Raw genomic sequence first — 21,881 nt, 5'->3', positions numbered from 1 at the left:
TTGAATTCTATGACAGCAGTCTGTTCAGTACGTTAGGCACTCCGCACTTCACGTTCATTTATCAGGTGTACGATTTCTTCAACACTGTGTGGACGAGAGTAAAAATAACCTTGGATGTAGTGGCAGCCCATTTCAATTAACTTTTGTAGTGCTCTATCGTCTTCTACTCCTTCGGCAATCAAATCCACATCGAGCAGCTCTGCCAATTGCGCTATCAAAAACACTACTTGTTCAGAGGTTGTATTTGAGAGCATGTTCTGCACAAAGGTAGCATCGATTTTGATGCTATCAATCGGATAATTGTGTATATAGTTCAAGCTTGAGTATCCCGTACCAAAATCATCCAGTGCGACTTTAAAACCCAAGTATCGCAACGAGTTAAGTACCATCTGTTCACGGCCACTTTGTGAGAGTAAGACGGTCTCGGTGAGCTCTATAACAAAGTCTTTTGCTTCGTGCTGATACTTTTCAACCATGTTGGTTAAGTGATTAATATAACGGTTGGAATCAACCAGCTCATACGCTGAGCAATTGATGGAGAGTTTGACTTTATAGCCTAGGTTCGCTTCGAGTTCTTGCTTTGCGATACACGCGAGTTCAATAATCCGTTCACCTAACTCGATAATCAGGCCTGATTGTTCGGCAGCTTCAATGAACTCCGCTGGAGAGATATTTCCATAGATATTGCTATTCCAACGAGTCAAAATTTCAAAGTAATTCCAGCGGTCGCTCGTGATATCGACGATCGGTTGAACCACTACATACAACTCATCGCTGTCTTGTATATCAGTACTTAGCTGGATTCGCATTGCCTCAATAAGCTGCGTCCTACGGTGGTATAACGCACTAAGGTGTGTGTCGTAATGCTGAATCCGTGTATCGCGGTGTTTTTTACAATCTTTGAGAGCGAGACTGGCATTCAAAATCAGCTCATCGCTGTTCAACATATGTACTGGGGCACGTGCAATACCAATACTAACGGTGAAAGAAATCCGGTTAGATTTGTCGCTGTAGCCGCTTTCAATTTTGTCGAGTACTTCCTGACACACGGCGACAGGATCTTCGTCGTACGTGATGAAGGCGAATTCATCTCCTGCAACACGGAACGCATTGTTTGGCGACGACAAGCTCTGTTGAATGGCGTTAGCTGTGAACTTAATGATTTGGTCGCCGATATAGTTTCCGTTGATATCATTGATCGATTTGAAATTATCGATATCAAGATACGCCAAACTGAATGGACGAGTCGCTTGCTGCGTTAATGTCTCCAAGGTATCAGCTAAACAGCTACGGTTGAGCAGTCCAGTTAGGTTATCATGCGATACCTCATAGCTAAGCTGATTAAGAAGCTTATCTGAACGTTCACTGACCCACTTTTCACGTAAGCTATGAATAATGACATTGGCATAAAATCGGTGGAAGTCGAGGATATCTTGCGCTTCTTTCGCGTGGATGCTTCGGGTAAAGGTAGACAGTAAAATTCCCAGAACTTCGCCATTTTGTGTCTTCAATGGCAGGCCAATGTAAGCTTGAATGCCATCTTCTTGAAACATCTGATCTTCAGGAAAACGCTTGTATACCTGGTCTTGATAGAAAATATGTTCGCCAATGTCTTTCGCCACTTTTTCACAGGGGGTGCCTGAAAGGTGGTAGCTTAGGTTGTCTGTAATTTTTCCATTGCTGGCGAAGGAAATGGTATGAGCCGAATGCTGAAGATGCGCAACTTCTACAACGCAAGTGCAATGGCTCTGCAAGTGTTGATGAATATCTAACGTGACTCGGTTTAGCTGAGCCGTGCCGTTTAGCTTCAATATCTCATCAATTTTGTGGAAACTGATTTGTACCTGACCCATCGAGCATTTCACCTAGCGTTGTTATTAACATATCGTGTAAGACACGACGAATTATTATTTGATATGCATCAAATAAACTATCGGTTACTAAGGCAGATTTTTCAAATTTTGTGAACGAACAAATCATTATTTTCATGTTTTTATGCTTGAACCTTTTAAAGGTATAGCGATAAAAACGCTAAGCTAGGCGCGCTTCTCCTCTTCTAATCGTGATTTGAGATAATCGAGGAATAGCTTAGTCCGGGTATGCTGATAATCCAGCTTTGGATAGTAGGCATATACAGTGGCTTTATCCGCTGTGATATCGGGCAGGATAGGGACTAACGCGCCGGATTTGAGATCATCTTTGATCATGACGTTGTTCGTCATCAAAATACCCATGCCTCTTTTGGCACCATGAAACAGCGCTTCTGGGTTGGTCGTGGCAAAGTTACCGGACAAGCTGATACGCTTACCTCGATTTGTTTTGATTTCTCGTGAGGGTTTTTCTCCCCAAATCAGGACATTATGCTCTGTCAGATCCTCAACGCATTGCGGTGTTCCATATTTTTTTAGGTAACTAGGCGCAGCGTAAAACTGGGCTTTATGTTCGAAAAGCGCAGTGGCTTTGAAACTCAGAGAGTTCAGTTGCTCTAATTCCCGGCTAATAAACAGGTCTAAGCTTAGCTCTGGCAATTGGCCTGGTAGCGTTGTTGTTAATTGAAGTGTGATGTCTGGATATTTCTCAAGAAAATCATCGAGATAATGAACTAGAAACTTGGAACCAACGGCCAGTGTCGCGCCAATTTTTAATAGCCCCGCTGGTGATTGGTTGACTGAGCGAGTTTCATCTAATACCGATTGCCATGAATCAAGCTGACTTTTTGCTCGTTGATAAAACAGCGCACCAGCTTCAGTTTGGCTAATTGAGCGGGTCGTACGTTTGAGTAGTTGAACGCCAATTTTATCTTCTAGCCATTGAACTCGCTTACTGATAGCTGAGCTGGTGGTATTGAGTTTCCGCGCCGCTGCATTAAAGCTACCTTCTTCGACCACACGAATATAACTCTTCACGCTTTGAATCCAGTCCATTGTATCTCCTTGGGAATTAATTCCTTTCCAACTTAGCTGATTATCATCTTTGAGTATCAAATATACACTGTTTGCCATCAATCTGTCACAAAGTAGGAGGAACGTTTGCGTAAAACACCATTGTTATTAGCGATGATGATCATTGCCACAGGCCAAGTTGGCGTTAGTATTTATCTTCCTTCTTTGCCATTGATTGGTCATGACTTGAATTTGCCGCAACATTCGATTCAGAATCTCGTCACGCTATTTCTCGTTGGCTTCGGTATCTCTCAGCTTTTTTACGGCCCATTGTCTGATGCGATTGGTCGTCGGCCAGTGTTTATTCTGGGGCAAAGTGTATATCTAGTTGGTACGGTTATTTGCATCGCGTTTTCGGACAACATTGTTGCCCTTGAAGCGGGACGGTTACTGCAAGGCCTAGGAGCGGGCAGCGCTTCGGTACTTGGTCGGTCAGTACTGCGTGATAGTTATGACGGTATGCAATTAACCAAAGCGCTATCTTATATTTCAGTCACTGCTTCAGTGATGCCAATTATTGCTCCGCTGTTTGGTGGCTGGATTGCTTTTCACCTGAGTTGGCATGCTGTCTTCGTGTTTGTACTGATTTACTTAATGGCAATTTTTACACTTGGTTTATTGGTGCTGCCAGAAACGCTGCCTTATCCGAAGAGAAAATTTAAAGTAGGCGAAGTAAGCGCGAACTATTTGCGTCTGTTAACGAATACACAAGTGATTGGTAGTGCGAGCTACAACTGGCTTAGTTATTTATCGGCTCTGGTTACGCTCTCCTTGTATCCATTTTTAATGCAACAAGAGTTAGGATTAACGGCGGCAGATTACGGCTCTTTGATGATCATACCGTCAGTTGGTTTGCTGACGGGTAGCTTAGTGCTGAATTTGATCAATGCTCGTTACAAAGCTCAGCAAATCTTGCTGATGAGTTTCGCGATTGTTGCTGTTGCTGGCTTCATGTTGTTGGTTACCCCCTTCAGTGTATTTTCATTGCTGACGGCATTCACGTGTTTAAGTTTTGCCCAAGGCATGTCATTCCCAGTATCGATTAGTTTGCTACTCTCGCCACATAAGCAACAGGCAGGCGCGGTTTCTGCGTTATCTGGCTCTATTCAAATGTGTTTAGCAGGTTTGTTTGGTGGGTACTTAGTAGACTCATGGGTTACGAATCAGCAGCAGCTTGGGGTGTTTTATTTGTTTATTGCGTTACTTTCTTGCTTTGTTCTTGTACTAAGCCAATTTCGTAAAGTGCCAGAAGGGACGGTTCAAGCAGAAACTTCCATCTGAATATACTTGCAACCAGAAGGTCGGCTTTCTAAAATGCGCAGCTAAATTAAGTCTGGCTTGTTGTGTATACTGAATGACTTGGTTTGAAAGGAAGAGGGCGAACCTTGATACTTCTCTCAAGCTTGGAATACATTTCTGCCCAATGGCTATCCGATCTCTAATCGTTAGGTGAAAGAATGCAACAAAACGAATTTGAAACACTGGTAAAAGAAATTACTCAGCAAGAAAGCATGCCAAAGGCACTTGAAATCTTGAAGGCGTGTGAGGAAGAAGAAGTTGCACAAGCGGCGCAATCCCTAACGGGTCAGTTTGGCCTTGCAGAAGTTGATGGTGAGAAACGTATTTACCATATTACCACTCAAGAAGATGAGTCCGGAGAAGAGCAAGAATACGTAGAGCACGTCATGAATGAAGGCGATCACTTGATCAAGTTTGCTGCGTGGTTCTTTGAAACATTCTTTGAAATCAAACAGAAAGATACGTACGTCGCAGCGGGTAAAACATACCAACAACCTAAGCGATAGACGCTCATTTCAAGAAATCCACGAAAATCAAACTGAAAGTTAATTACAAAATAAATGTGACTGGAGTCTTGTTTTTATCTAATTGTGGTGTAAAATTACAACATAGTTAAGTCAATACATTCAGGAGAAGGTCATGGGTAACGAACTTGGTGGTGCTTATATTGGCCAGATGATTGCAAAAGACGCGATGCACAAAGCGCTTTACGGTAAAGCGAAGAAGAAAAAAGCTTCTGTTTTTGCTCGTGTTATTAAAAAACTGGCGAAATAATTTAAAAAGCCCTGATTGAAAAATCAGGGCTTTTTGCTTTTCTCTGTTTTGTTGTTAGTAAGTAGCCAACATATTGCACAACATTGGCAAAACGCTACTCAAAGATTGATGACATTTAAATCTAGAATTACGCGGATTGGCTTGGTATCTCCACAACATTATTAGGCACTTTATCTAGCCCCTTTGCTGATAACCACTTTTCTAAATTGTCAGCGCCTCCAATATATTTTCCATCTAACCAGATTTGCGGCACTGTTACCGGTGTTTTTTCGCCAATGATGGCTTTTACTTCAGGAATCATGCGGTATAAGGCGGCGCTGTCTTTAACTACATCACGGTACTCATACTGAACACCAGCCTCGTCAAGTAATTGTTTGGCTTTGACACAGTAAGGGCAAGTTGCTTTACCATAAACAATGTTGCCTTTTAGCTCATCGCGTTTTACCCACTCAGCAATAACAGACTGTACAAGCACACCCCGATTCAATGCTTCTCCTTGGCTGATAACTTTCCCTTCGACAAGAAGAATGGGTGCATGCCAAGCCCCCGCTTTTAATGGTTCCCACCAGTGCGATAACCAATCTTTTACTTCAAGTTCAACGGGCACATCGGCTAGTTCGTTTTCAAAAGTATCCTTTAAAATATCTTTGGTTAATGTACATTCACCACAAGGAATATTGACTTTGAATGGGCCCCAACTACCAGCCCAGCGATACAGTGTAATTTTGATTGGTTGACTCATATGGGTTCCTCATTTCCTTTCCTGAAAATATAGAACTTTTAAATTAGATTTTTCTTTCAACTAACTTTGTCTTTTTCGCTTCCCAATGCGTAATAAACGCAATAGATGCAATAATAATCGCAGCACCTAACCATAAACGACCAGGAGGCACCCAACCAAACACCAACCAACCAGCAACAACATTCAAAGGCAGTTTGGCGTGATCAAATGGTTGCACAAATGAGGCGTCTGCTACTGCATATGCTTTAACGATAGCCCATTGAGCGAGTGCTGTAAGTGCACCTGCGGCTAAAAGCACACCCCATATCGTCCACGTATCTGGCATAGTAAACGTCGGTATCGCTAACAAGATATTAAATGGCGTTATCAGCAGTAATAAATAGACAACCATGGTTGAAGGCGGATCGTTTACCGACATTTTTTTAACCATTAATGAATACGCTGCCCAGAAAAATGCGGCGCCAACAGGGAGCAGGGTCGCCCATGTAAATGAGTCTGCCCAAGGCTCAAGAATGATCATGGCACCAACAAACCCCGTCAATGTAGCGAGCCAGCGTGCAGTACCTACTTTCTCTTTGAGTAACAAGCCAGAACCAACTGTGGCAAATAACGGGGAGGTCATGAGAAGTGCAATACCTTGCCAAATTGGAACTGGGTAAGCGAGAGCCCATAACCAAAGTTGAATCCCGATAACAGAGAGAAAAATGCGGAATGCATGCCAGCCAAAGTGTTGGGTTCTTAAAGAACGTCTAATCCCAAGTGTACGTAGGTAGGGCAGAATAACAAATAAGGCGATTGCATATTGGAATAACGCAAATGTGGTAGAGGAGACACCAAAGTTGATGCTAGCAATTTGGGCGAAGCTGTTCACTATGGCGAATGCCAAGCCAGCTGTTAGCATCCAGGACGCACCTTGAACAGGATGATGATTCAATTGAAAAATTCCAGTTTGATAGAGGTGGCGGGATCATACGTCCTATTGTTTTTCGCGCCAATAAAAAAATGCCTCCCAGAGGGAGGCGACATTACCAATTCAAAGGACGTGCCTGTTATAACAGGTACAAAGAACGAGAAGCACAAACGCTGCCATGCATTTGCATAAATAATATTGCAGAACACGTGCCAACTTTTATACATTTGATTTTAAATGGTTTTTTGGTTTTTCTATGTTGTCGATTAGATGAAATGCACTAACTTAGTGATCAATCGCATTAAAAGAGGGCAGAAGTAGGCGTCGTTACGCTCGTTTTTCATTGCTGAGCGATGCTTGGATAGTGTGAAAACTTATCGAGTTGTGTTGGGTTAAATAAAAAATGGCCAGCAAAGGTGCTGGCCAAGTGGACTCGCTCTTAGGACAAGAGTGAATTAGAAATCGTAACGTACGCCTAGGCGCAGTGTATCTTCGCCTTCTGTTACTAGACCTGTTGTTGCATCTTTTGCTTCATCAAGTTGGTTGATGTAGTAAGACAGGTAAGTACGGAAGTTGCTGTTTAGTTTGTAGTAACCAACAAGCTCGATACCTTCAACGGTGTCGTACTTTGAACCGTTGTCTGGATCATTCTCTTGAGCTGTGTATAGAGCTGCAAGTGTCACTTTGCTTGCTACTTTGTAGCTTGCGACTAGCTCGTAAGCCGTAAAGTCTTCAGAGTCAGTCAGGGAACCTTGAGAATAAGTACCTGCTAGGTAAAGGTTGTCCATCGAGTAAGCGATACCACCTAGAATTTGATCTTCAGAGTTATCTTTATCTACATCGCCACCAGAGTATGCAAGACCAAAGTCGAGGCCCATTGGTAGTGAGTACATTCCAGAGATGCCGTATTTATCTTCGTTATCGCTAGAGTTTGCTTGGTAGGTTGCTTGAAGTTGTAGTGCATCAAACGCACCACGGTATGCGAAAACGCTGTCTTGCTTATCAGAAGACGAATCAATAACTTGCTGAACACCAGAGAATTCAGTGATATCCGTCATGTCAGAGATGATGACTGCAGCCATGTCTTGACGACCTACAGAGAAAGCACCGATATCAGAGTCGACGCCTGCATACATGTAGCGGTTTTTGAATTCACTCTTGCCCGTTTTTTGTTCGGCTTCGTAAACACCGAAAGCAGAAAGGCCGTTGCCGATGTCTGTTTTACCTTTTAGGTTAAGACGAGCACGGCTTTTATCTTCCATAGAACCTTCAACTTCAGCACCGTCTGAACCGATGAAGTCACCACGAAACTCAACGCGGCCGCCAACTTTTAATTCAGTACCGTCGTTTTTGTATACAGTTGCTGCGAATGATGGTGCTGATACCAATGCTGTAAGAATTGCAGTAGTTAGTGCTGCCTTTTTCATTTTCTTATTACCCTAGTTGTAATCGATGGGCTTTCTTGCCCGATGTGTTGATGACGCTAAGGTAAAGGCTGAAAATGAAAGATAGATTTCTGTTAAGTTATGATTTGATTGCACTTTTATTGCTGGCGAGAATAAGTGCCCCTTCTCATACCACTTATAAAAAGAAAGGTTTATCTTTTTTGAGGTTTTTTCCTCTCCGTTGAAGACTGTGTTTTTTTCAAAAAGTTCCTGAATTGTTTCTTGACCCTAAATGTAAGTAAACATTTCAATTTGGCAGGGAAGTTTGGCCTAAAAATAGCGAATCATCAGCTATTTGTGAGCTCACTCTCTCTAAAGCATTTCTTATTGTAAGGTTTTTATTTCTCGATTTCTTGAAGGCTAAGTAAACGATTGCTTTTTAGGTTTTGTCTGAGATCTTTTCACTCGGTTGTCAGGAACTAATCAAATAAAGTGTCGGCAGTTGTTACACAAAGGTAAAACTAATCTGGTGGAAACGATGCCTCGGATAGCCTTTGTATTCCTCTCTTTGTTCATCATTTCGTTTTTACGAAAGTGAACCAAAGCCGGGTCTAAAACTGACTAACCAACTAATAAGTAATGGATTTAGAAATGAATAAAAAATTATTAGCAGCGGCAATCGCGGCAGCAACCTTCGGTACTCAAGCAGTTGCAGTGGAACTATATAATAACGATGGCACAACATTTTCGATGGGCGGCCACGTTTCTGTTAATTTAAATGGATCAGAGCAAGGTGACACGGATGTGGGTACTAACTCTCCTCGTATCAATATCTCTGCGACACAGGATTTGGGTAATGGCTTCACCGCAGACGCACGTGGTGAATGGGCGCTAAACTACTTAGACGGTGGTGAAGAGTCGTTTAAAACTCGTCTAGGTTACTTAGGTATAACTCATGAGGTTTATGGTCGTGCAGTAGGTGGTACGCAATGGTCACCTTACTACGATGTCGCAGGTATTGCAGATATGCCAATCGCGTTTGCCAACGACTTCATCTATGACGATCATGGAAACCTTGGCACTGGCCGTGCGGATAAAATGCTTTCTTACCGTAATGCCATCGAGTTGGGTGAAGCGGGTGTGATCAACTTTGGTCTTGGTTGGCAGGGTGCAAACGATGATTACACACGCAACGATGCTGGAGTTATAACTGGCGGTGCTAAATACGATGACCGTGTGCAAGCTGCGCTTTCTTACTCAATCATGGGCGCTAAAATCGGTTATTCATACAATGGCGGTGATTTCCAGCACCCTGCATATGCAGGTAAGCACACGGCGGAATCACACGTTGTATCAGCATCTTACGGTGCGTACGGCCAAGGCCTATTCCTTGCTGCGGTTTATGGTTCAAACGAAAACATGAACTTCAGTGCAAAAGGCGACCGTTTAGAAGAAAGTGATGTGTACGAAGCGATCATCGCATACGCTCTGGCGAACAGCCTAAACTTGAGTGTTAACTATGAGATGGTGGAAGGTAAAGAGTTTAAGAGCTCTAAAACAGAAACTGCTCGTGAAGAAATGGCACTACAAGCAGAATATAACTTCACGCCTAAATTTGTTGGTTACGCGGGTTACCAGTTTGACCTAAATGACGACAATGGTCGTGAAACTGATGACAAATGGGCGTTAGGTGCTCGTTACTACCTATAATAGGGTTTAGCGAGAACTATTATTCAAGCTCATTGATCTAAAGCCAGCCTCGTGCTGGCTTTTTTGTCTATTTGTTTTACAAATACTTTGCTGTTTCAATTAGATGATACAAAACTCAAAACGGGGTGAATGTCTTATTTTTTACACTAGAGGTTGCTATTTAGTGTCGTTAAGTCAATAGGTTAGATTATGATGGGATTTTTGTTTTGCAGGGAAGAATGATGAGTGTTATTCAAGTTGAAGAAAAGAAAGTAGAAGTGGGTAAAGTGCTTTGTGTTGGACGAAATTACGTTGAACATATTCATGAGCTTAATAATGCAATGCCTGAGCAAATGGTGGTATTTAATAAACCCGCAACTTCTGTATCAACAACTCTGCGTTCATTCCATCAAGAGCCCCTTCATTATGAGGCTGAAATCTGCTTTTTGATCAAGGATGGACGTTATTCAGCGGTTGGTTTGGGATTGGATCTGACCAAGCGTGGTTTGCAATCCTCGCTTAAAAATCAGGGGTTGCCGTGGGAGCGAGCTAAGGCATTTGATGGCTCTGCTGTGTTTAGTCGGTTTGTCTCTTTGGATAACATTGATATCAATGATCTTAACCTTGAGCTCTTAATCAACTGTGTTCGTGTACAAAAAGGTCACGTTAACCAAATGCTCTATCCGCCGCTAACTATCCTGGATGAATTAACCAGTTACACAACACTTCAAGATGGCGATGTAGTGATGACTGGTACACCAAAGGGCGTTGGTGAGGTACATGAAGGTGACATCTTCCTTGGTCGATTAAAGTGTGGCGATGTCACCTTGTTGGAGATTGAGTGGTTGGCGGATTAAAGCCAAATTCGCAGAACGAGAAATACCACCATACTGATAACCGTCGTTAAAAGAACATTTTTAGTAAAATACGCGATTAAAGCAGCCAGTACGGCAGCCAGTAAAAATGGGTTTTGCACATTGACGCTGAGCTCCCCATCGGGAATGAAAACGATAGGTGCCCAGATCGCAGTCAGTACTGCGGGGCTAGCGTAATTGAGTACTTTTTGAGTGCGCGTCCCTAATCGCAATGGCAGCTTGGGTTCTAAAAACAAGTAGCGGCTGGTGAAAACAAGTACCGTCATCAGTAAAATAGCCAACATGATCATTAGCGTTTCTCCTTTACTTGTTCCACAAAGTAACCAGTAAGCATGGCTAAAATGCTCGAAATCATCAAACTTCCCTCAATTTGATAATAGGTTAGGGCAACCGAGCTCACCAAAGCCACAATAACACTCGCGAGCACCGCTGCATTTTTAATGGTGGGTACTACTATCGCGATAAAAGTTGCGGCTACAGCAAATTCCAAACCCATTTCGTTCAGTTCAGGGATTAGACTTCCCGCAATAATGCCCGTCAATGTCGCGACATTCCAAAACAGGTAAAAACTCAGACCAGCCCCAAGTGCATACCAGCGATTAAACTGTTTATCGGAATGGTGGCCTACAATCGCAAACAGCTCGTCAGTAAGTAAGAAGCCGAGTGATAATCGCCATTTTAGAGGGAGCGGTGCAATTTTACTGCGCATCGATACACTGTAGAGGAAATGTCGAGAGGTGATAAAAAACGTTGTCAGTAACATGGTCACTAGACCTGCTCCGGTTTTAATCATTCCCATCGCGACGAGCTGTGCAGAACCTGCGAACAAAATGGCGGATAGTGCTTGTCCTTCCAAAGGGTGAAGCCCAGTATCAATTGCGAATGAGCCTGCGAGTAAGCCCCAAGGGAGCACTGCGATACTCAGAGGCATCATCGCAAGTGTACCTTGCCAAAATAGCGTGGCTTTTGATTCTTTTTGTAACGGCAAAGTGTGGTCCATAGTTTCTTCTTATTTATTCCTAAATCAGATTACCAAGATAGCTCGGTAGTCGCATAACGCCTTGTACAATATTGCTGCTTTAGCTGTGACGGACGTATTGGCCGGGAGTGACGCCCATGGCTTTTTTAAAGTGTCGATGCAGATGGCTTTGATCATGGAAGCCGCATTCTTGTGCCACGTCTGAAATTTTTTGTCCCATTTTTAGTAGCTTCTTCGCCATACGTAAACGTTGCTGAATTTGATAGGCATGAGGCGGAAAGCCAAATTGCTTTTGAAATTCTCTCAGCAGATGAAAAGGGCTTAATCCAGACAGTTTGGCGAGTTCTTCTAGTGAGACGTCCGTTTGTGGAAAGTCTTCCAAAAATTCTCTGACTAGCTGCACTTGTCTTTGAGCTCTGGTTGATTCTTTCAGTGGTGCCCGATGAGTGCTGTGTTTAATGGCTAGCTTGATCAACGTGCCGTAAACCAAAGTTTCTCTCAATAAACGGTTGTCTGATTTTTCTAGTGTTTCAAATACCAATCGTAACTGACTAGCCAGCTCAGGATCGTAAACCACAGGTTGAGGGAAATAGGGCAGAGCTACATTTGGTGAACCAAGCTCTTGTCCTAAAGTTTGAAACTGCTGAGGTACGGGGTACATTGCTTTGTATTCCCAGCCGCCTTCCGAGGCTGAATGCCCGTTGTGTACTTCATCTGCATTAACAAGGATGATGCTGTCCTGTGGCGCGATATGATTCCCGCCCGTCCTAAAAAATTGTTGTGCCCCTTTTTCGATGACACCAATAGTGTAACCTTCGTGGCTATGGCGTGAAAAATTCTGCTTCTCATACTTTGCATCGAGAAGTTCTAAACCGCCGAGCTCTTGAGCTATCTTGAAGGTAGCGATTTCCTTATTCTTTTCTTTCATCTTTATCCGGTCTGCTCAAGAAAATCATTTTAGAAGTGTAACGGATCCATCGTGCTTATTTTTGTACAAAATTGCTATTCGATTTTGATAAACAGGCGAATTGATTGCTATTTTTCAGCTGGGCAAACTATGATTTTTATTTTTTGATTTATCTTGGCTATTTTGGGCTGGATGATGTTATTTTGTTGGTATAACATTCGCCGCCTTGTTGTAGAAAAGCGGTTCCATCATGATTGATTTATCTGTACTTCCTGTTTATCTCACCGCAGTAGTGGCTTTGTTGCTGTTACCAGGGCCCGATATGTTGCTGATAGCGAGTTCTAGTATGAGTTACGGTAAGAAGGTCGGTCTTTTTGCTAGCTTAGGCAATGCGACGTCTGGTGTTATTCTTACTTTGCTTGCTGCGATGGGCGTATCTACCCTGATTGCCATGAGCCCAATAGCCCTTAAAGTCCTTCATCTACTAGGTGGCGCTTACTTGTTAAAAATGGGTTGGGACTGCTTACGAGCTGAGGCATCTTCGGCTCCAGAGCTTGATGGTCAAAACAAAATGGCATCAACTTATTATCAACGTGCTTTGATGAGTAATTTGCTCAACCCTAAAGCCTTGGTCTTTTTTGTAATGTTTTTGCCGCAGTTTGTCTCAAGCAATATCACGGCATCTTCTGGTGAGCAGATGCTAGCGCTAGGGTTATTGTTGAACGTTCTTGGCTTGTCATTCAATTTATTACTTGTTGGGTTAGCAGGCACATTGGGCAAAGGGCTGCTCGAGAACGAAAAATTCCGCACGTATCAACATAAACTAATGGGGTTAGTGTTTGTTATTCTGGCGTTGTGGATGCTGAGTAGTTTCGTCTTGTAAAGTTATCATATTCCATCAGAAAGCCAGCAATTGCTGGCTTTTTGTTTTAGGATATTGGTGTTTCCTAAGGAGAGGGTATATGAAGCTTGAATTTTGTTTAAATCCAGATCAAACAGACCTTGATTTTGTTCGTGAAGGTATTCGATCTTATAACCGACTGCATTTACCTGAAGGGGAAGTGCATGCTGTAGGCTGTTTCGCAAAAGATGAGAATGGCAAGATCATGGGTGGCTTGACTGGCGAAATGTTTAAAAATACGGTATTTGTTGAGTTTTTGTGGGTAGACGCTGAAAGTCGAACCTCTGGTCTCGGTAGCCAATTAATGTCGATGCTAGAACAAAGAGTAAAGCCTCACGGGGTTACCCATGTTTATTTGGATACCTACAGCTTTCAAGCTCTTGAGTTCTATCTCAAATTAGGTTTTGAGAAAGTGGGGCAGTACTCAGGCTATCCTGTAGAGGGCATCCACAAGTACTTTCTACAAAAGGAAATTGCAGGCTAGGGAAAGCACGGGTTAGCTTGACTTGTTCTAGTTAAAATCAAAAAAAGAGGCGCGAATTTGCGCCTCTTGTTGTATAAAATATCTATGTTTCTCTTTGACTTACAAACTTTGCTGGTGCGCGTCGATAAGTTCGTTCATCTTCGCTTCTGCTGCTTGCTGTGCTTGTTCATAGCTCATATCCGCAGGGAAGAGGTTGATGACTTCGTAGTAACATTTTAGTTTTGGCTCAGTACCAGAAGGACGAACAATCACGCGAGATTGATCTTCTAGGTGATAAATCAATACGTCACTTGCTGGTAAGTCAATGGATTCTTCAGAGCCGTCGTCAAACATGCGAACCGATGTTTTAAGATCTTCGGTTACTGCAACTTTTTTACCAGCAATCTCTGTTGGTGGATTGGCTCGGAGTTTGTCGCCGATTGGTGGAGAGTTCGGGTCGAGAGCGATGCTGCGTTGTGCGTTGAAGTAGAAACCGTGCTCGCGGTACAGCTCTTCCAGTTTATCCCACAGTGTTTTGCCTTGCGCTTTAAGCTTGCCTGTTAGCTGTGAAAACGCGACGATTGCAGATAAACCATCTTTATCCCACACCTTGTTACCCACGGTATAACCGAGCGCTTCCTCATAAGCAAACAAGAATGGGTTGGTTTCTGTCTCTTGTTCCATGGCAACATTAGTAAGCCATTTAAAGCCAGTTAATGTTTGATAGTATTGTGCGCCATGCGCCTTAGCGATGCTGCTCAGCATTCTTGAGGATACGATGGTGTTGCCAACCAAAGCGTTAGGTTGCTGTTCCAGCAAGTAATCGCCAAACAGTGAGCCCACCTGATCACCTGTTAGCATTTGATAGTCGCCATCTGGGCGTTTAACTGCCACGGCAAAACGGTCCGCATCTGGATCGTTCGCGCAAGCGATATCGGCATCTACGGACTTACCTAATGCCATCACCATATCCATTGCACCGGCTTCTTCAGGGTTTGGGAAGTTGACGGTTGGGAAGCTTCCATCAGGTTCGCGCTGTTCCTTAACACTTGCCACTTTTTGGAAGCCTGCGTCGGCAAGTAGCGTTTCCGCCATATTCGCGCCAACGCCATGCATTGCGGTGTAAGCAATAGATATATCGGTATTGTTGTCAGGAGTAAGCAGCGCGTTTTCATTCATTGTCTTACGGTAAGTTTGGTAGTAGTCGTCTTCCAACCAAACTAACAAACCGTGCTGTTTTGCATCATCGAGAGACATTAAAGGTAATGGCTTCGTTGTTGCGTCATCAATTTTCGCTGCGATTCCAGAGTCGTGCGGAGGAATAATCTGTGCGCCATTTTCCCAATATACTTTAAAGCCATTGTATTCTGGTGGATTGTGGCTGGCAGTAACAACAACAGCGGCCGCCGCATTCAATGTACGGACACCAAACGCAACAATTGGGGTTGCTGCAACGTCATACGTTAGGTAAACCTTGATACCAAGGGCCGTCAGTACGGATGCGGTATCATGCGCGAATTGTTTTGAATCGGGACGACCGTCGTAGCCAATAACGACACCACGACTCGCGGCATCTTTGACTTGCTCAAGCAAATAGTGCCCTAAACCAGTGGCGGTCTCTTGAATCACCAAGCGGTTCATTCGGTTTGGACCTGCGCCCACTTTGCCACGTAAGCCTGCAGTACCAAAGGCAAGGCGTGAGCCAAAGCGATCAGTAAGTTCTTGTTCATTGTTCGTATCGACGAGGTGTTGTAGCTCTTCACGAGTCTTAGGATCAGGGTCTCGTTCTAGCCATTGCGTAATTAGTGCTGTCATATCAGTCATTCCTTAGTAGGGGGAGCCTACTTTCTTGGACACTTCGTTTGGTAAGTATCTCAATGTTTTCTTTTAAATCAATGTAAATGGTTCTCAATTACATTTCAAAGAGGGCAATCGATAAACCGAATTAATTTTTCTTATCCGAACAAAATTTAATCATATTTAATTTCTTGAAGAACCTTGGAACTATAACTAGCCTTTTAACATAAATATAACAAACCGTGTCGAAATCGTAGTTTTTGTGATTTTTCGTAAAGTTGTTCGATATTTGCATCGGGACGCAAGGAAGCTCGCGTAGGCGTAGCGGCTGAGCAGAGGAGAGATCTTTTGAAAAGATTAACGACTACTCTAGCCTTATCACTGAATGTGATTTTAATCACATTTTCCTCTTTTGGTTGGTCAAAGGAAAATGACTACAACATGACAAAAGGGGTCACAGAGATAAGTGGGCAAGTGTATGAATTACATATGCTGATTTTCTATATCTGCTGTGTAATTGCTTTGATTGTTTTTGGTGTGATGTTCTATTCCATCTTTCGTCATCGCAAGTCAAAAGGAGCAGTTGCCGCACATTTCCATGAAAGCACAAAAGTGGAAATTATTTGGACGGTCATACCCATCATCATTCTTGTCGCTATGGCGATTCCCGCAACAAAAACTCTAGTAGCAATGGAAGACACAAGCCAATCGGATATCACGGTCAAGATCACAGGCTCGCAATGGAAATGGCATTACAGCTATTTTGGCGAAGATGTTGAGTTTTTTAGTTTGCTTGCCACCAGCCAAAAACAAATTGATGGAATCGAAGCTAAAGGCGCACATTACTTACTGGAAGTAGACAACCCTTTGGTGTTGCCTGTGAATCGCAAAGTGCGTTTTTTGATGACTTCTGATGATGTCATTCACTCTTGGTGGGTACCGGACTTTGCCGTCAAGAAAGACACCATTCCAGGTTTTATTAATGAAGCATGGACAAGAATTGATGAGCCAGGCGTATATCGCGGCCAATGTGCGGAGCTATGTGGTCGTGCACACGGATTTATGCCGGTGGTGGTGCATGCGATGGAAGAAGAGAAGTTCGATGAATGGCTAGCGAGTAAGAAGCAAGAACTCGCACTTCAAAAAGCGGCGGCACAAGAAGCGCTCTCTCAAGACTTATCTATGGATGAATTGATGTCGCAAGGCGAATCGATATACACGGCGCGTTGCGCTGTGTGTCATCAGGCAAATGGTGAGGGGATTCCGGGTGCATTTCCCGCGATTAAAGGAAGTCCTATTGCAACCGGAGATGTTACAGATCACATAGATATTATTGTCAACGGTCGCCCGGGCACTGCAATGCAGGCTTTTTCTAATCAGTTAAGTGACAAAGAAATTGGCGCGGTTATCACATATCAACGAAATGCATGGGGCAACGATACTGGCGATACAGTGCAAGCATCCGATGTGAATGCCTTTAAGGCACAAGACAGTGCTAAGGAGGAAATATGAGTAAGCCAATAGATAAAGCAGTGAAGTCTGCGCCAGCAGAAGCCAGTGCGAACAGTACCATTGCGATTGATGATGGTCACGAGCATCATGCACCCCAGGGCATCACTCGTTGGTTGTATTCCACAAGCCATAAAGACATAGGCACCCTCTACCTTTGGTTTAGTTTTGCAATGTTTCTAACAGGTGGTGCGATGGCTATGATCATTCGTGCCGAACTGTTCCAGCCAGGGCTACAGCTAGTCGATCCGCAGTTTTTTAATCAAATGACCACGGTACACGGTTTAGTGATGGTATTTGGTGCGGTGATGCCAGCATTTACTGGCCTTGCTAACTGGATGATCCCGATGATGATCGGCGCTCCAGATATGGCGCTGCCACGCATGAACAACTTGAGCTTTTGGATCTTACCTTTTGCATTTCTTATTTTGTTGAGCTCGTTGTTTTTACCTGGCGGCGGTCCTGATTTTGGTTGGACGTTTTATGCTCCGCTGTCCACGACTTATGGCCCGGATAGCACTGCGCTGTTTGTATTCTCTGTTCATATCATGGGTATCAGCTCCATTATGGGCGCGATCAACGTTATCGTGACGATCGTAAATATGCGAGCTCCGGGAATGACTTGGTTCAAGTTACCAATGTTTGTTTGGACTTGGTTAATTACCGCTTTCTTGCTAATCGCGGTTATGCCGGTATTAGCGGGTGCGGTGACCATGGTTCTTACTGACAAATATTTCGGGACTAGCTTCTTTGACGCAGCTGGTGGTGGTGACCCGGTAATGTTCCAACACATCTTTTGGTTCTTTGGTCACCCAGAAGTGTACATCATGATTTTACCGTCGTTTGGAATCATCTCCGCCATTCTGCCTGCTTTCAGTGGTAAGAAGCTGTTTGGTTATCATTCGATGGTTTACGCGACGTGCAGCATTGCATTGTTATCTTTCCTTGTGTGGGCGCACCACATGTTTACCACGGGGATGCCAGTTTTTGCTGAGCTCTTCTTTATGTATTGCACCATGCTGATTGCGGTACCAACGGGGGTTAAAGTCTTTAACTGGGTTGCCACCATGTGGCGTGGAGCTCTGACATTTGAAACGCCAATGTTGTTTGCCATTGCCTTTATTGTGCTTTTTACCATTGGTGGCTTCTCGGGACTAATGTTGGCGATTGTGCCGGCGGACTTCCAATATCATGACACTTACTTCGTAGTTGCCCATTTCCATTATGTGTTGGTATCTGGTGCGGTATTCTCGATCATGGCAGCGGCATACTACTGGCTACCTAAGTGGACGGGCAATATGTACGACCACAAGCTGAGTTTATGGCATTTCTGGTGCTCAATTATTTCCGTCAATGTCCTGTTTTTCCCAATGCACTTCCTAGGCTTAGCAGGCATGCCAAGGCGCATACCGGATTACGCCATTCAGTTTGCTGATGTTAATCAAATAGTATCAATTGGTGGGTTTGCATTTGGGTTGTCACAACTGATCTTCTTATGGTTGGTGATCAAGTGTATTCGTGGCGGGGAGAAGGCTTCTGCAAAACCGTGGGAACGTGCGGAAGGCTTAGAGTGGACAGTGCCAAGCCCTGCGCCACATCATACGTTTACTACACCGCCTAAGATTGACTAGCAAAGAGTGGGGTGAGTGACATGAAACCGAATCCATCAAACAAGAAGCTCACAGTGAAGTTGCTTTTGGCGACCCTGTTAATGTTTGGCTTCGGCTATGCACTAGTCCCACTTTATGACGTGATGTGCGACGCACTGGGAATCAATGGAAAGACAAGTGAAGTGGCCGCCATTCAACCGACAGGTATGCAACCGGACATGAGCCGAACTATTCGCGTGGAGTTTATGGCGCATGTCAGCCCAGATATGCCTTGGGAGTTTAGACCCAAAGTGATTTCGATGGATGTTCACCCAGGTGAAGTCGTACAAACCGAATACCTTGCATTTAATGAAAGCGGGCAGAAGTTGGTGGGGCAAGCCGTTCCTTCTGTTTCTCCCGGGACTGGAGCTGCTTACTTCAATAAGATTGAGTGTTTTTGTTTTAACCAGCAGCCTCTGGATGGTAAACAGCAAGCTCAAATGCCGTTGATTTTTTATATCGAACCGGACTTGCCGGAGTCTATACACACGTTAACGCTGTCTTACACACTCTATAAACTTCCCCCTCCTACAGGCTCTTAGCCACTCAGGGAGAGAGATACAGACCAAGGTTGGTCAGTAAGGAGAGAAATTATGAGTAACAAGCCAGGAACATATTATGTTCCCGCTCAAAGTAGCTGGCCGATCATCGGTGCATTTGCTCTGTTTTTGGTTGCTGTTGGCGCAGGCATGACCGTCCAGGGGACACAAAGTGACGGTGCAGTGGGAACCATTGGTGGCATTGTGCTAGCGGTGGGCTTCTTGTTCTTGCTTTACATGTTGGCGGGTTGGTTTAGTAATGTGATTACTGAATCACTGAGTGGAAAATACAGCTCGCAAATTACTCGTTCTTTTCGCCAAGGAATGAGCTGGTTTATCTTTTCTGAAGTGATGTTTTTTGGTGCCTTTTTTGGTGCCTTGTTCTACGCCAGAATGATTTCTGTGCCTTGGTTAGGTGGGGCAGATAATAACTTCATGACTAACGAAGTCCTGTGGCCAACCTTCGAAGCGATGTGGCCACTCACACTGACACCGGGGGGAGAAACAACACAAGCTATGCCGTGGCAGGGCATACCCCTTACCAATACTATCTTGCTGCTATTGTCGTCTATTACGCTACATATGGCGCATATAAGCCTTGAACAAGACAAAAGAACGGCACTGATTGTTTGGTTAGAGATAACCATCGTACTTGCTGGCTTTTTCCTATATTACCAAGCGGTTGAGTATGTTCATGCTTATCAAGACATAGGGCTCACGTTGCAGTCCGGTATTTACGGTAACACGTTCTTCATGTTGACGGGGTTCCACGGTTTACACGTTTGTCTTGGGACTATCTTCTTGATCGTGCTGCTGTTCAGAATCGCTAAAGATCACTTTTCGCCAAAGAACCATTTTGCCTTTCAAGCGGGCAGCTGGTATTGGCATTTCGTGGATGTGGTTTGGTTATGTCTGTTTGTGTTTGTTTACGTACTTTAGGCGCACTGTGAACTCTTGGTTCGACTAATAAGGGCGAGGGTTTGGTGCTAGCCAACCCGAGCTGAGCGCAATAAGCAAAAGGACGACCACCAAAGCGGAGAACATGACTCGACGGCCTAAGTAATGACTTATGGGTTTGTCTCTTTTTTCAGGATTATCTGGGTCTTCACGAACCATTTCGATAAGCGCTTTTGCGAGGTTGAAGATAATGAAAAGCAGCAAAAGGACAAGCGTCAGTTTGAATAGAAATACGGTGGACATGGCACCTCCGGTTTCATCATTGTTGTTATCAAGACAATTATGGCTATCGAAACGGTTTTGGGTTGCAGTTGGTTTAACTGTGGTTGTGTTTTCTCTTTTGGTCAAACTGGGTTTTTGGCAGTTTGAGAGAGGGCAAGAAAAACAAGCATTGGAACAAGCCATTCTCGCGCGTGCGGATAGTGCGTACCAAGCACTAAGCGTCGTTCTTGAAGACAACGACTGGCGAGAGGAAAGTATCCTCGGGAAAAAAGTGGAAGTTAATGTTGTTCCTCAGGCGTTTCCCGTAATTTTGTTAGACAACCAAACGCATCAAGGCAGTGTGGGATATTTAGCATTTCAGATTGTATTGACGATCGATGAGCCTAGTGCCTATGCGTTATTGGAGCTTGGTTTTGTCGAGGGAAGAGCAGAACGCTCAGTGTTACCAACGGTCACCAAACTCGATAATTCGACTTTCATCACAGGACGCCTGTACCGAAAATCTACTAATCCACTGAGTTCAGAGTTAATGCCGGAAGTTGGCGATGTTATTCGCGTGCAAAACCTAAACATCGCGCAATTGAATCAGCTACTGAATATTGAACTTATGCCCGCAGTCTTGCAGCCAGACAATTTTACTCGTTGGCCCTATGACTTTCCTTGGAATCCATTGCCACTCAATAGTGCCAAACATTTTGGCTATTCGATTCAATGGTTTTCGATGGCAGGTGTTTTCTTAATACTGACTTTAATTGTTTTTGTTCGTTGGCAAAAAAAGTTGCGTCACATGGAGGTGAAGCATGACATCTAAAGTAACCAAAGGACGACTAATGTTGATTGCGCTGGTTTGTACGTTCGCGCTTCCCGCTGTCATTGCAAAAGTCATTCTCACACAAGGGTGGTATCAAAGCGGAGTGACCAATAGAGGCGAGTTAGTCGAACCATATACGACGTTAGAGCAGCTTGGTCAAGAGTCACCTCTCAAAGACCATGGTTGGCAACTCGCTTATGTATTGCCTAACGAGTGCACTGAACAGTGTAAACAGCAGCTTTACCTGCTTCAGCAAAGCCATGTTGCTTTAGGTAAGTATCAAGAGCGGGTAGTGCCAGTCGTTTGGCAGACTGAGCATTCAGAACCCATGGAAGTATCGATTTTAGCGATGCAAATGAATGAATTGGTTACCGCTAAAGTGAAACCTGGGCAAATATTGATCGTTGATCCTCTTGGGCAACTGGTGATGTCTTACTCGCCGAAACCAAATGAGGACTTAGTCCTATTGAATAAAGGTATGTTGGCGGACTTACGCAAGCTCTTAAAACTGTCACGAGTCGGTTAGAGGAA

At 44.0% G+C, this 21,881-nt stretch carries 23 protein-coding genes; 13 read left to right on the top strand and 10 right to left on the bottom strand.

The window, feature by feature from the left end:
* Window positions 1-32: 32 nt before the first annotated feature.
* Both R7Q11_RS22110 and R7Q11_RS22105 read right to left on the bottom strand, forming a co-directional pair.
* Entirely contained in the window at window positions 33-1,853 is a 1,821-nt protein-coding gene (locus R7Q11_RS22110; RefSeq protein ID WP_005375494.1) for a putative bifunctional diguanylate cyclase/phosphodiesterase, read from the bottom strand.
* Window positions 1,854-2,036: 183 nt separating this feature from the next.
* On the bottom strand, window positions 2,037-2,924 hold the full coding sequence (locus R7Q11_RS22105) for a LysR family transcriptional regulator (RefSeq protein WP_017635852.1): 888 nt from the start codon (window positions 2,922-2,924) through the stop codon (window positions 2,037-2,039).
* A 105-nt stretch (window positions 2,925-3,029) separates the two neighbouring features.
* Here R7Q11_RS22105 and R7Q11_RS22100 point away from each other — a divergent pair, with 105 nt between their 5' ends.
* From R7Q11_RS22100 to R7Q11_RS22090, 3 genes are all read left to right on the top strand, one after another.
* Complete coding sequence (locus R7Q11_RS22100; protein WP_017821607.1) at window positions 3,030-4,223, top strand: multidrug effflux MFS transporter; 1,194 nt, start codon at window positions 3,030-3,032, stop codon at window positions 4,221-4,223.
* A gap of 176 nt (window positions 4,224-4,399) precedes the next feature.
* The gene (locus R7Q11_RS22095) at window positions 4,400-4,747 is read left to right on the top strand and encodes a hypothetical protein (protein ID WP_005375501.1); all 348 of its coding nucleotides are present in this window, start codon (window positions 4,400-4,402) and stop codon (window positions 4,745-4,747) included.
* Between the two features lie 133 nt (window positions 4,748-4,880).
* Window positions 4,881-5,015, top strand: coding sequence for a hypothetical protein (locus R7Q11_RS22090; RefSeq protein WP_017635854.1), 135 nt, complete (start codon window positions 4,881-4,883; stop codon window positions 5,013-5,015).
* Between the two features lie 127 nt (window positions 5,016-5,142).
* On the opposite strand, the gene R7Q11_RS22085 is transcribed toward R7Q11_RS22090, so the two are convergent.
* The 3 genes from R7Q11_RS22085 to R7Q11_RS22075 form a co-directional block, all read right to left on the bottom strand.
* Window positions 5,143-5,757: a glutaredoxin domain-containing protein gene (locus tag R7Q11_RS22085; protein ID WP_017635855.1), complete on the bottom strand. Its 615-nt coding sequence runs from the start codon at window positions 5,755-5,757 to the stop codon at window positions 5,143-5,145.
* Window positions 5,758-5,800: 43 nt separating this feature from the next.
* Window positions 5,801-6,658: a DMT family transporter gene (locus tag R7Q11_RS22080; RefSeq protein ID WP_005375542.1), complete on the bottom strand. Its 858-nt coding sequence runs from the start codon at window positions 6,656-6,658 to the stop codon at window positions 5,801-5,803.
* Window positions 6,659-7,122: 464 nt separating this feature from the next.
* The gene (locus tag R7Q11_RS22075) at window positions 7,123-8,094 is read right to left on the bottom strand and encodes a porin (protein WP_005375535.1); all 972 of its coding nucleotides are present in this window, start codon (window positions 8,092-8,094) and stop codon (window positions 7,123-7,125) included.
* 609 nt (window positions 8,095-8,703) lie between these two features.
* Here R7Q11_RS22075 and R7Q11_RS22070 point away from each other — a divergent pair.
* Both R7Q11_RS22070 and R7Q11_RS22065 read left to right on the top strand, forming a co-directional pair.
* Window positions 8,704-9,762, top strand: coding sequence for a porin (locus tag R7Q11_RS22070; protein ID WP_047101621.1), 1,059 nt, complete (start codon window positions 8,704-8,706; stop codon window positions 9,760-9,762).
* A 221-nt stretch (window positions 9,763-9,983) separates the two neighbouring features.
* Window positions 9,984-10,598 (top strand): fumarylacetoacetate hydrolase family protein, encoded by a 615-nt coding sequence (locus tag R7Q11_RS22065; protein WP_017635857.1) that lies wholly within the window; start codon window positions 9,984-9,986, stop codon window positions 10,596-10,598.
* Here R7Q11_RS22065 and R7Q11_RS22060 read toward each other — a convergent pair.
* From R7Q11_RS22060 to R7Q11_RS22050, 3 genes are all read right to left on the bottom strand, one after another.
* On the bottom strand, window positions 10,595-10,906 hold the full coding sequence (locus tag R7Q11_RS22060) for an AzlD domain-containing protein (protein WP_005385193.1): 312 nt from the start codon (window positions 10,904-10,906) through the stop codon (window positions 10,595-10,597). The two genes, R7Q11_RS22065 and R7Q11_RS22060, sit on opposite strands and share 4 nt — an antisense overlap.
* A complete protein-coding gene (locus R7Q11_RS22055; RefSeq protein ID WP_005375526.1) occupies window positions 10,906-11,616 on the bottom strand; it encodes an AzlC family ABC transporter permease in 711 nt (236 codons plus the stop codon). The genes R7Q11_RS22060 and R7Q11_RS22055 overlap by 1 nt, the downstream gene beginning before the upstream one ends.
* A gap of 79 nt (window positions 11,617-11,695) precedes the next feature.
* The gene (locus tag R7Q11_RS22050) at window positions 11,696-12,523 is read right to left on the bottom strand and encodes an AraC family transcriptional regulator (protein ID WP_225466724.1); all 828 of its coding nucleotides are present in this window, start codon (window positions 12,521-12,523) and stop codon (window positions 11,696-11,698) included.
* 229 nt (window positions 12,524-12,752) lie between these two features.
* Here R7Q11_RS22050 and R7Q11_RS22045 point away from each other — a divergent pair, with 229 nt between their 5' ends.
* Both R7Q11_RS22045 and R7Q11_RS22040 read left to right on the top strand, forming a co-directional pair.
* Complete coding sequence (locus R7Q11_RS22045) at window positions 12,753-13,385, top strand: LysE family translocator (protein WP_225466723.1); 633 nt, start codon at window positions 12,753-12,755, stop codon at window positions 13,383-13,385.
* A 79-nt stretch (window positions 13,386-13,464) separates the two neighbouring features.
* Window positions 13,465-13,887 carry a GNAT family N-acetyltransferase gene (locus R7Q11_RS22040; RefSeq protein ID WP_053303770.1) on the top strand — a complete coding sequence of 141 codons (423 nt, stop codon included), beginning with the start codon at window positions 13,465-13,467 and terminating at the stop codon, window positions 13,885-13,887.
* A gap of 99 nt (window positions 13,888-13,986) precedes the next feature.
* Here R7Q11_RS22040 and R7Q11_RS22035 read toward each other — a convergent pair whose 3' ends face one another.
* Complete coding sequence (locus R7Q11_RS22035; protein WP_225466722.1) at window positions 13,987-15,681, bottom strand: phospho-sugar mutase; 1,695 nt, start codon at window positions 15,679-15,681, stop codon at window positions 13,987-13,989.
* A gap of 330 nt (window positions 15,682-16,011) precedes the next feature.
* Between R7Q11_RS22035 and coxB the strand changes: the two genes are divergently transcribed.
* From coxB to R7Q11_RS22015, 4 genes are read left to right on the top strand one after another with little or no spacing between them, the layout of a single operon-like run.
* Window positions 16,012-17,175 carry a cytochrome c oxidase subunit II gene (gene coxB, locus R7Q11_RS22030; RefSeq protein WP_225466721.1) on the top strand — a complete coding sequence of 388 codons (1,164 nt, stop codon included), beginning with the start codon at window positions 16,012-16,014 and terminating at the stop codon, window positions 17,173-17,175.
* Window positions 17,172-18,803: a cytochrome c oxidase subunit I gene (gene ctaD, locus R7Q11_RS22025; protein ID WP_005375510.1), complete on the top strand. Its 1,632-nt coding sequence runs from the start codon at window positions 17,172-17,174 to the stop codon at window positions 18,801-18,803. The genes coxB and ctaD overlap by 4 nt, the downstream gene beginning before the upstream one ends.
* Before the next feature lie 20 nt (window positions 18,804-18,823).
* On the top strand, window positions 18,824-19,363 hold the full coding sequence (locus R7Q11_RS22020; protein WP_017821600.1) for a cytochrome c oxidase assembly protein: 540 nt from the start codon (window positions 18,824-18,826) through the stop codon (window positions 19,361-19,363).
* A 51-nt stretch (window positions 19,364-19,414) separates the two neighbouring features.
* On the top strand, window positions 19,415-20,299 hold the full coding sequence (locus tag R7Q11_RS22015; RefSeq protein WP_005385214.1) for a cytochrome c oxidase subunit 3: 885 nt from the start codon (window positions 19,415-19,417) through the stop codon (window positions 20,297-20,299).
* A gap of 24 nt (window positions 20,300-20,323) precedes the next feature.
* Here the strand turns inward: R7Q11_RS22015 and R7Q11_RS22010 are convergent, their stop codons facing one another.
* The gene (locus tag R7Q11_RS22010) at window positions 20,324-20,560 is read right to left on the bottom strand and encodes a DUF2909 family protein (protein ID WP_225466720.1); all 237 of its coding nucleotides are present in this window, start codon (window positions 20,558-20,560) and stop codon (window positions 20,324-20,326) included.
* Between R7Q11_RS22010 and R7Q11_RS22005 the strand changes: the two genes are divergently transcribed.
* Both R7Q11_RS22005 and R7Q11_RS22000 read left to right on the top strand, forming a co-directional pair.
* Window positions 20,559-21,350 carry an SURF1 family protein gene (locus tag R7Q11_RS22005; protein WP_225466727.1) on the top strand — a complete coding sequence of 264 codons (792 nt, stop codon included), beginning with the start codon at window positions 20,559-20,561 and terminating at the stop codon, window positions 21,348-21,350. The genes R7Q11_RS22010 and R7Q11_RS22005 overlap by 2 nt on opposite strands.
* On the top strand, window positions 21,340-21,876 hold the full coding sequence (locus R7Q11_RS22000; RefSeq protein ID WP_206958940.1) for a cytochrome oxidase biogenesis cluster protein: 537 nt from the start codon (window positions 21,340-21,342) through the stop codon (window positions 21,874-21,876). The genes R7Q11_RS22005 and R7Q11_RS22000 overlap by 11 nt, the downstream gene beginning before the upstream one ends.
* Window positions 21,877-21,881 lie beyond the last annotated feature (5 nt).

The sequence above is a fragment of the Vibrio sp. 970 genome (assembly GCF_033339075.1).
Note: the sequence above shows the minus strand (reverse complement) of the source record. Positions and strands in the feature narration are given on the sequence as shown.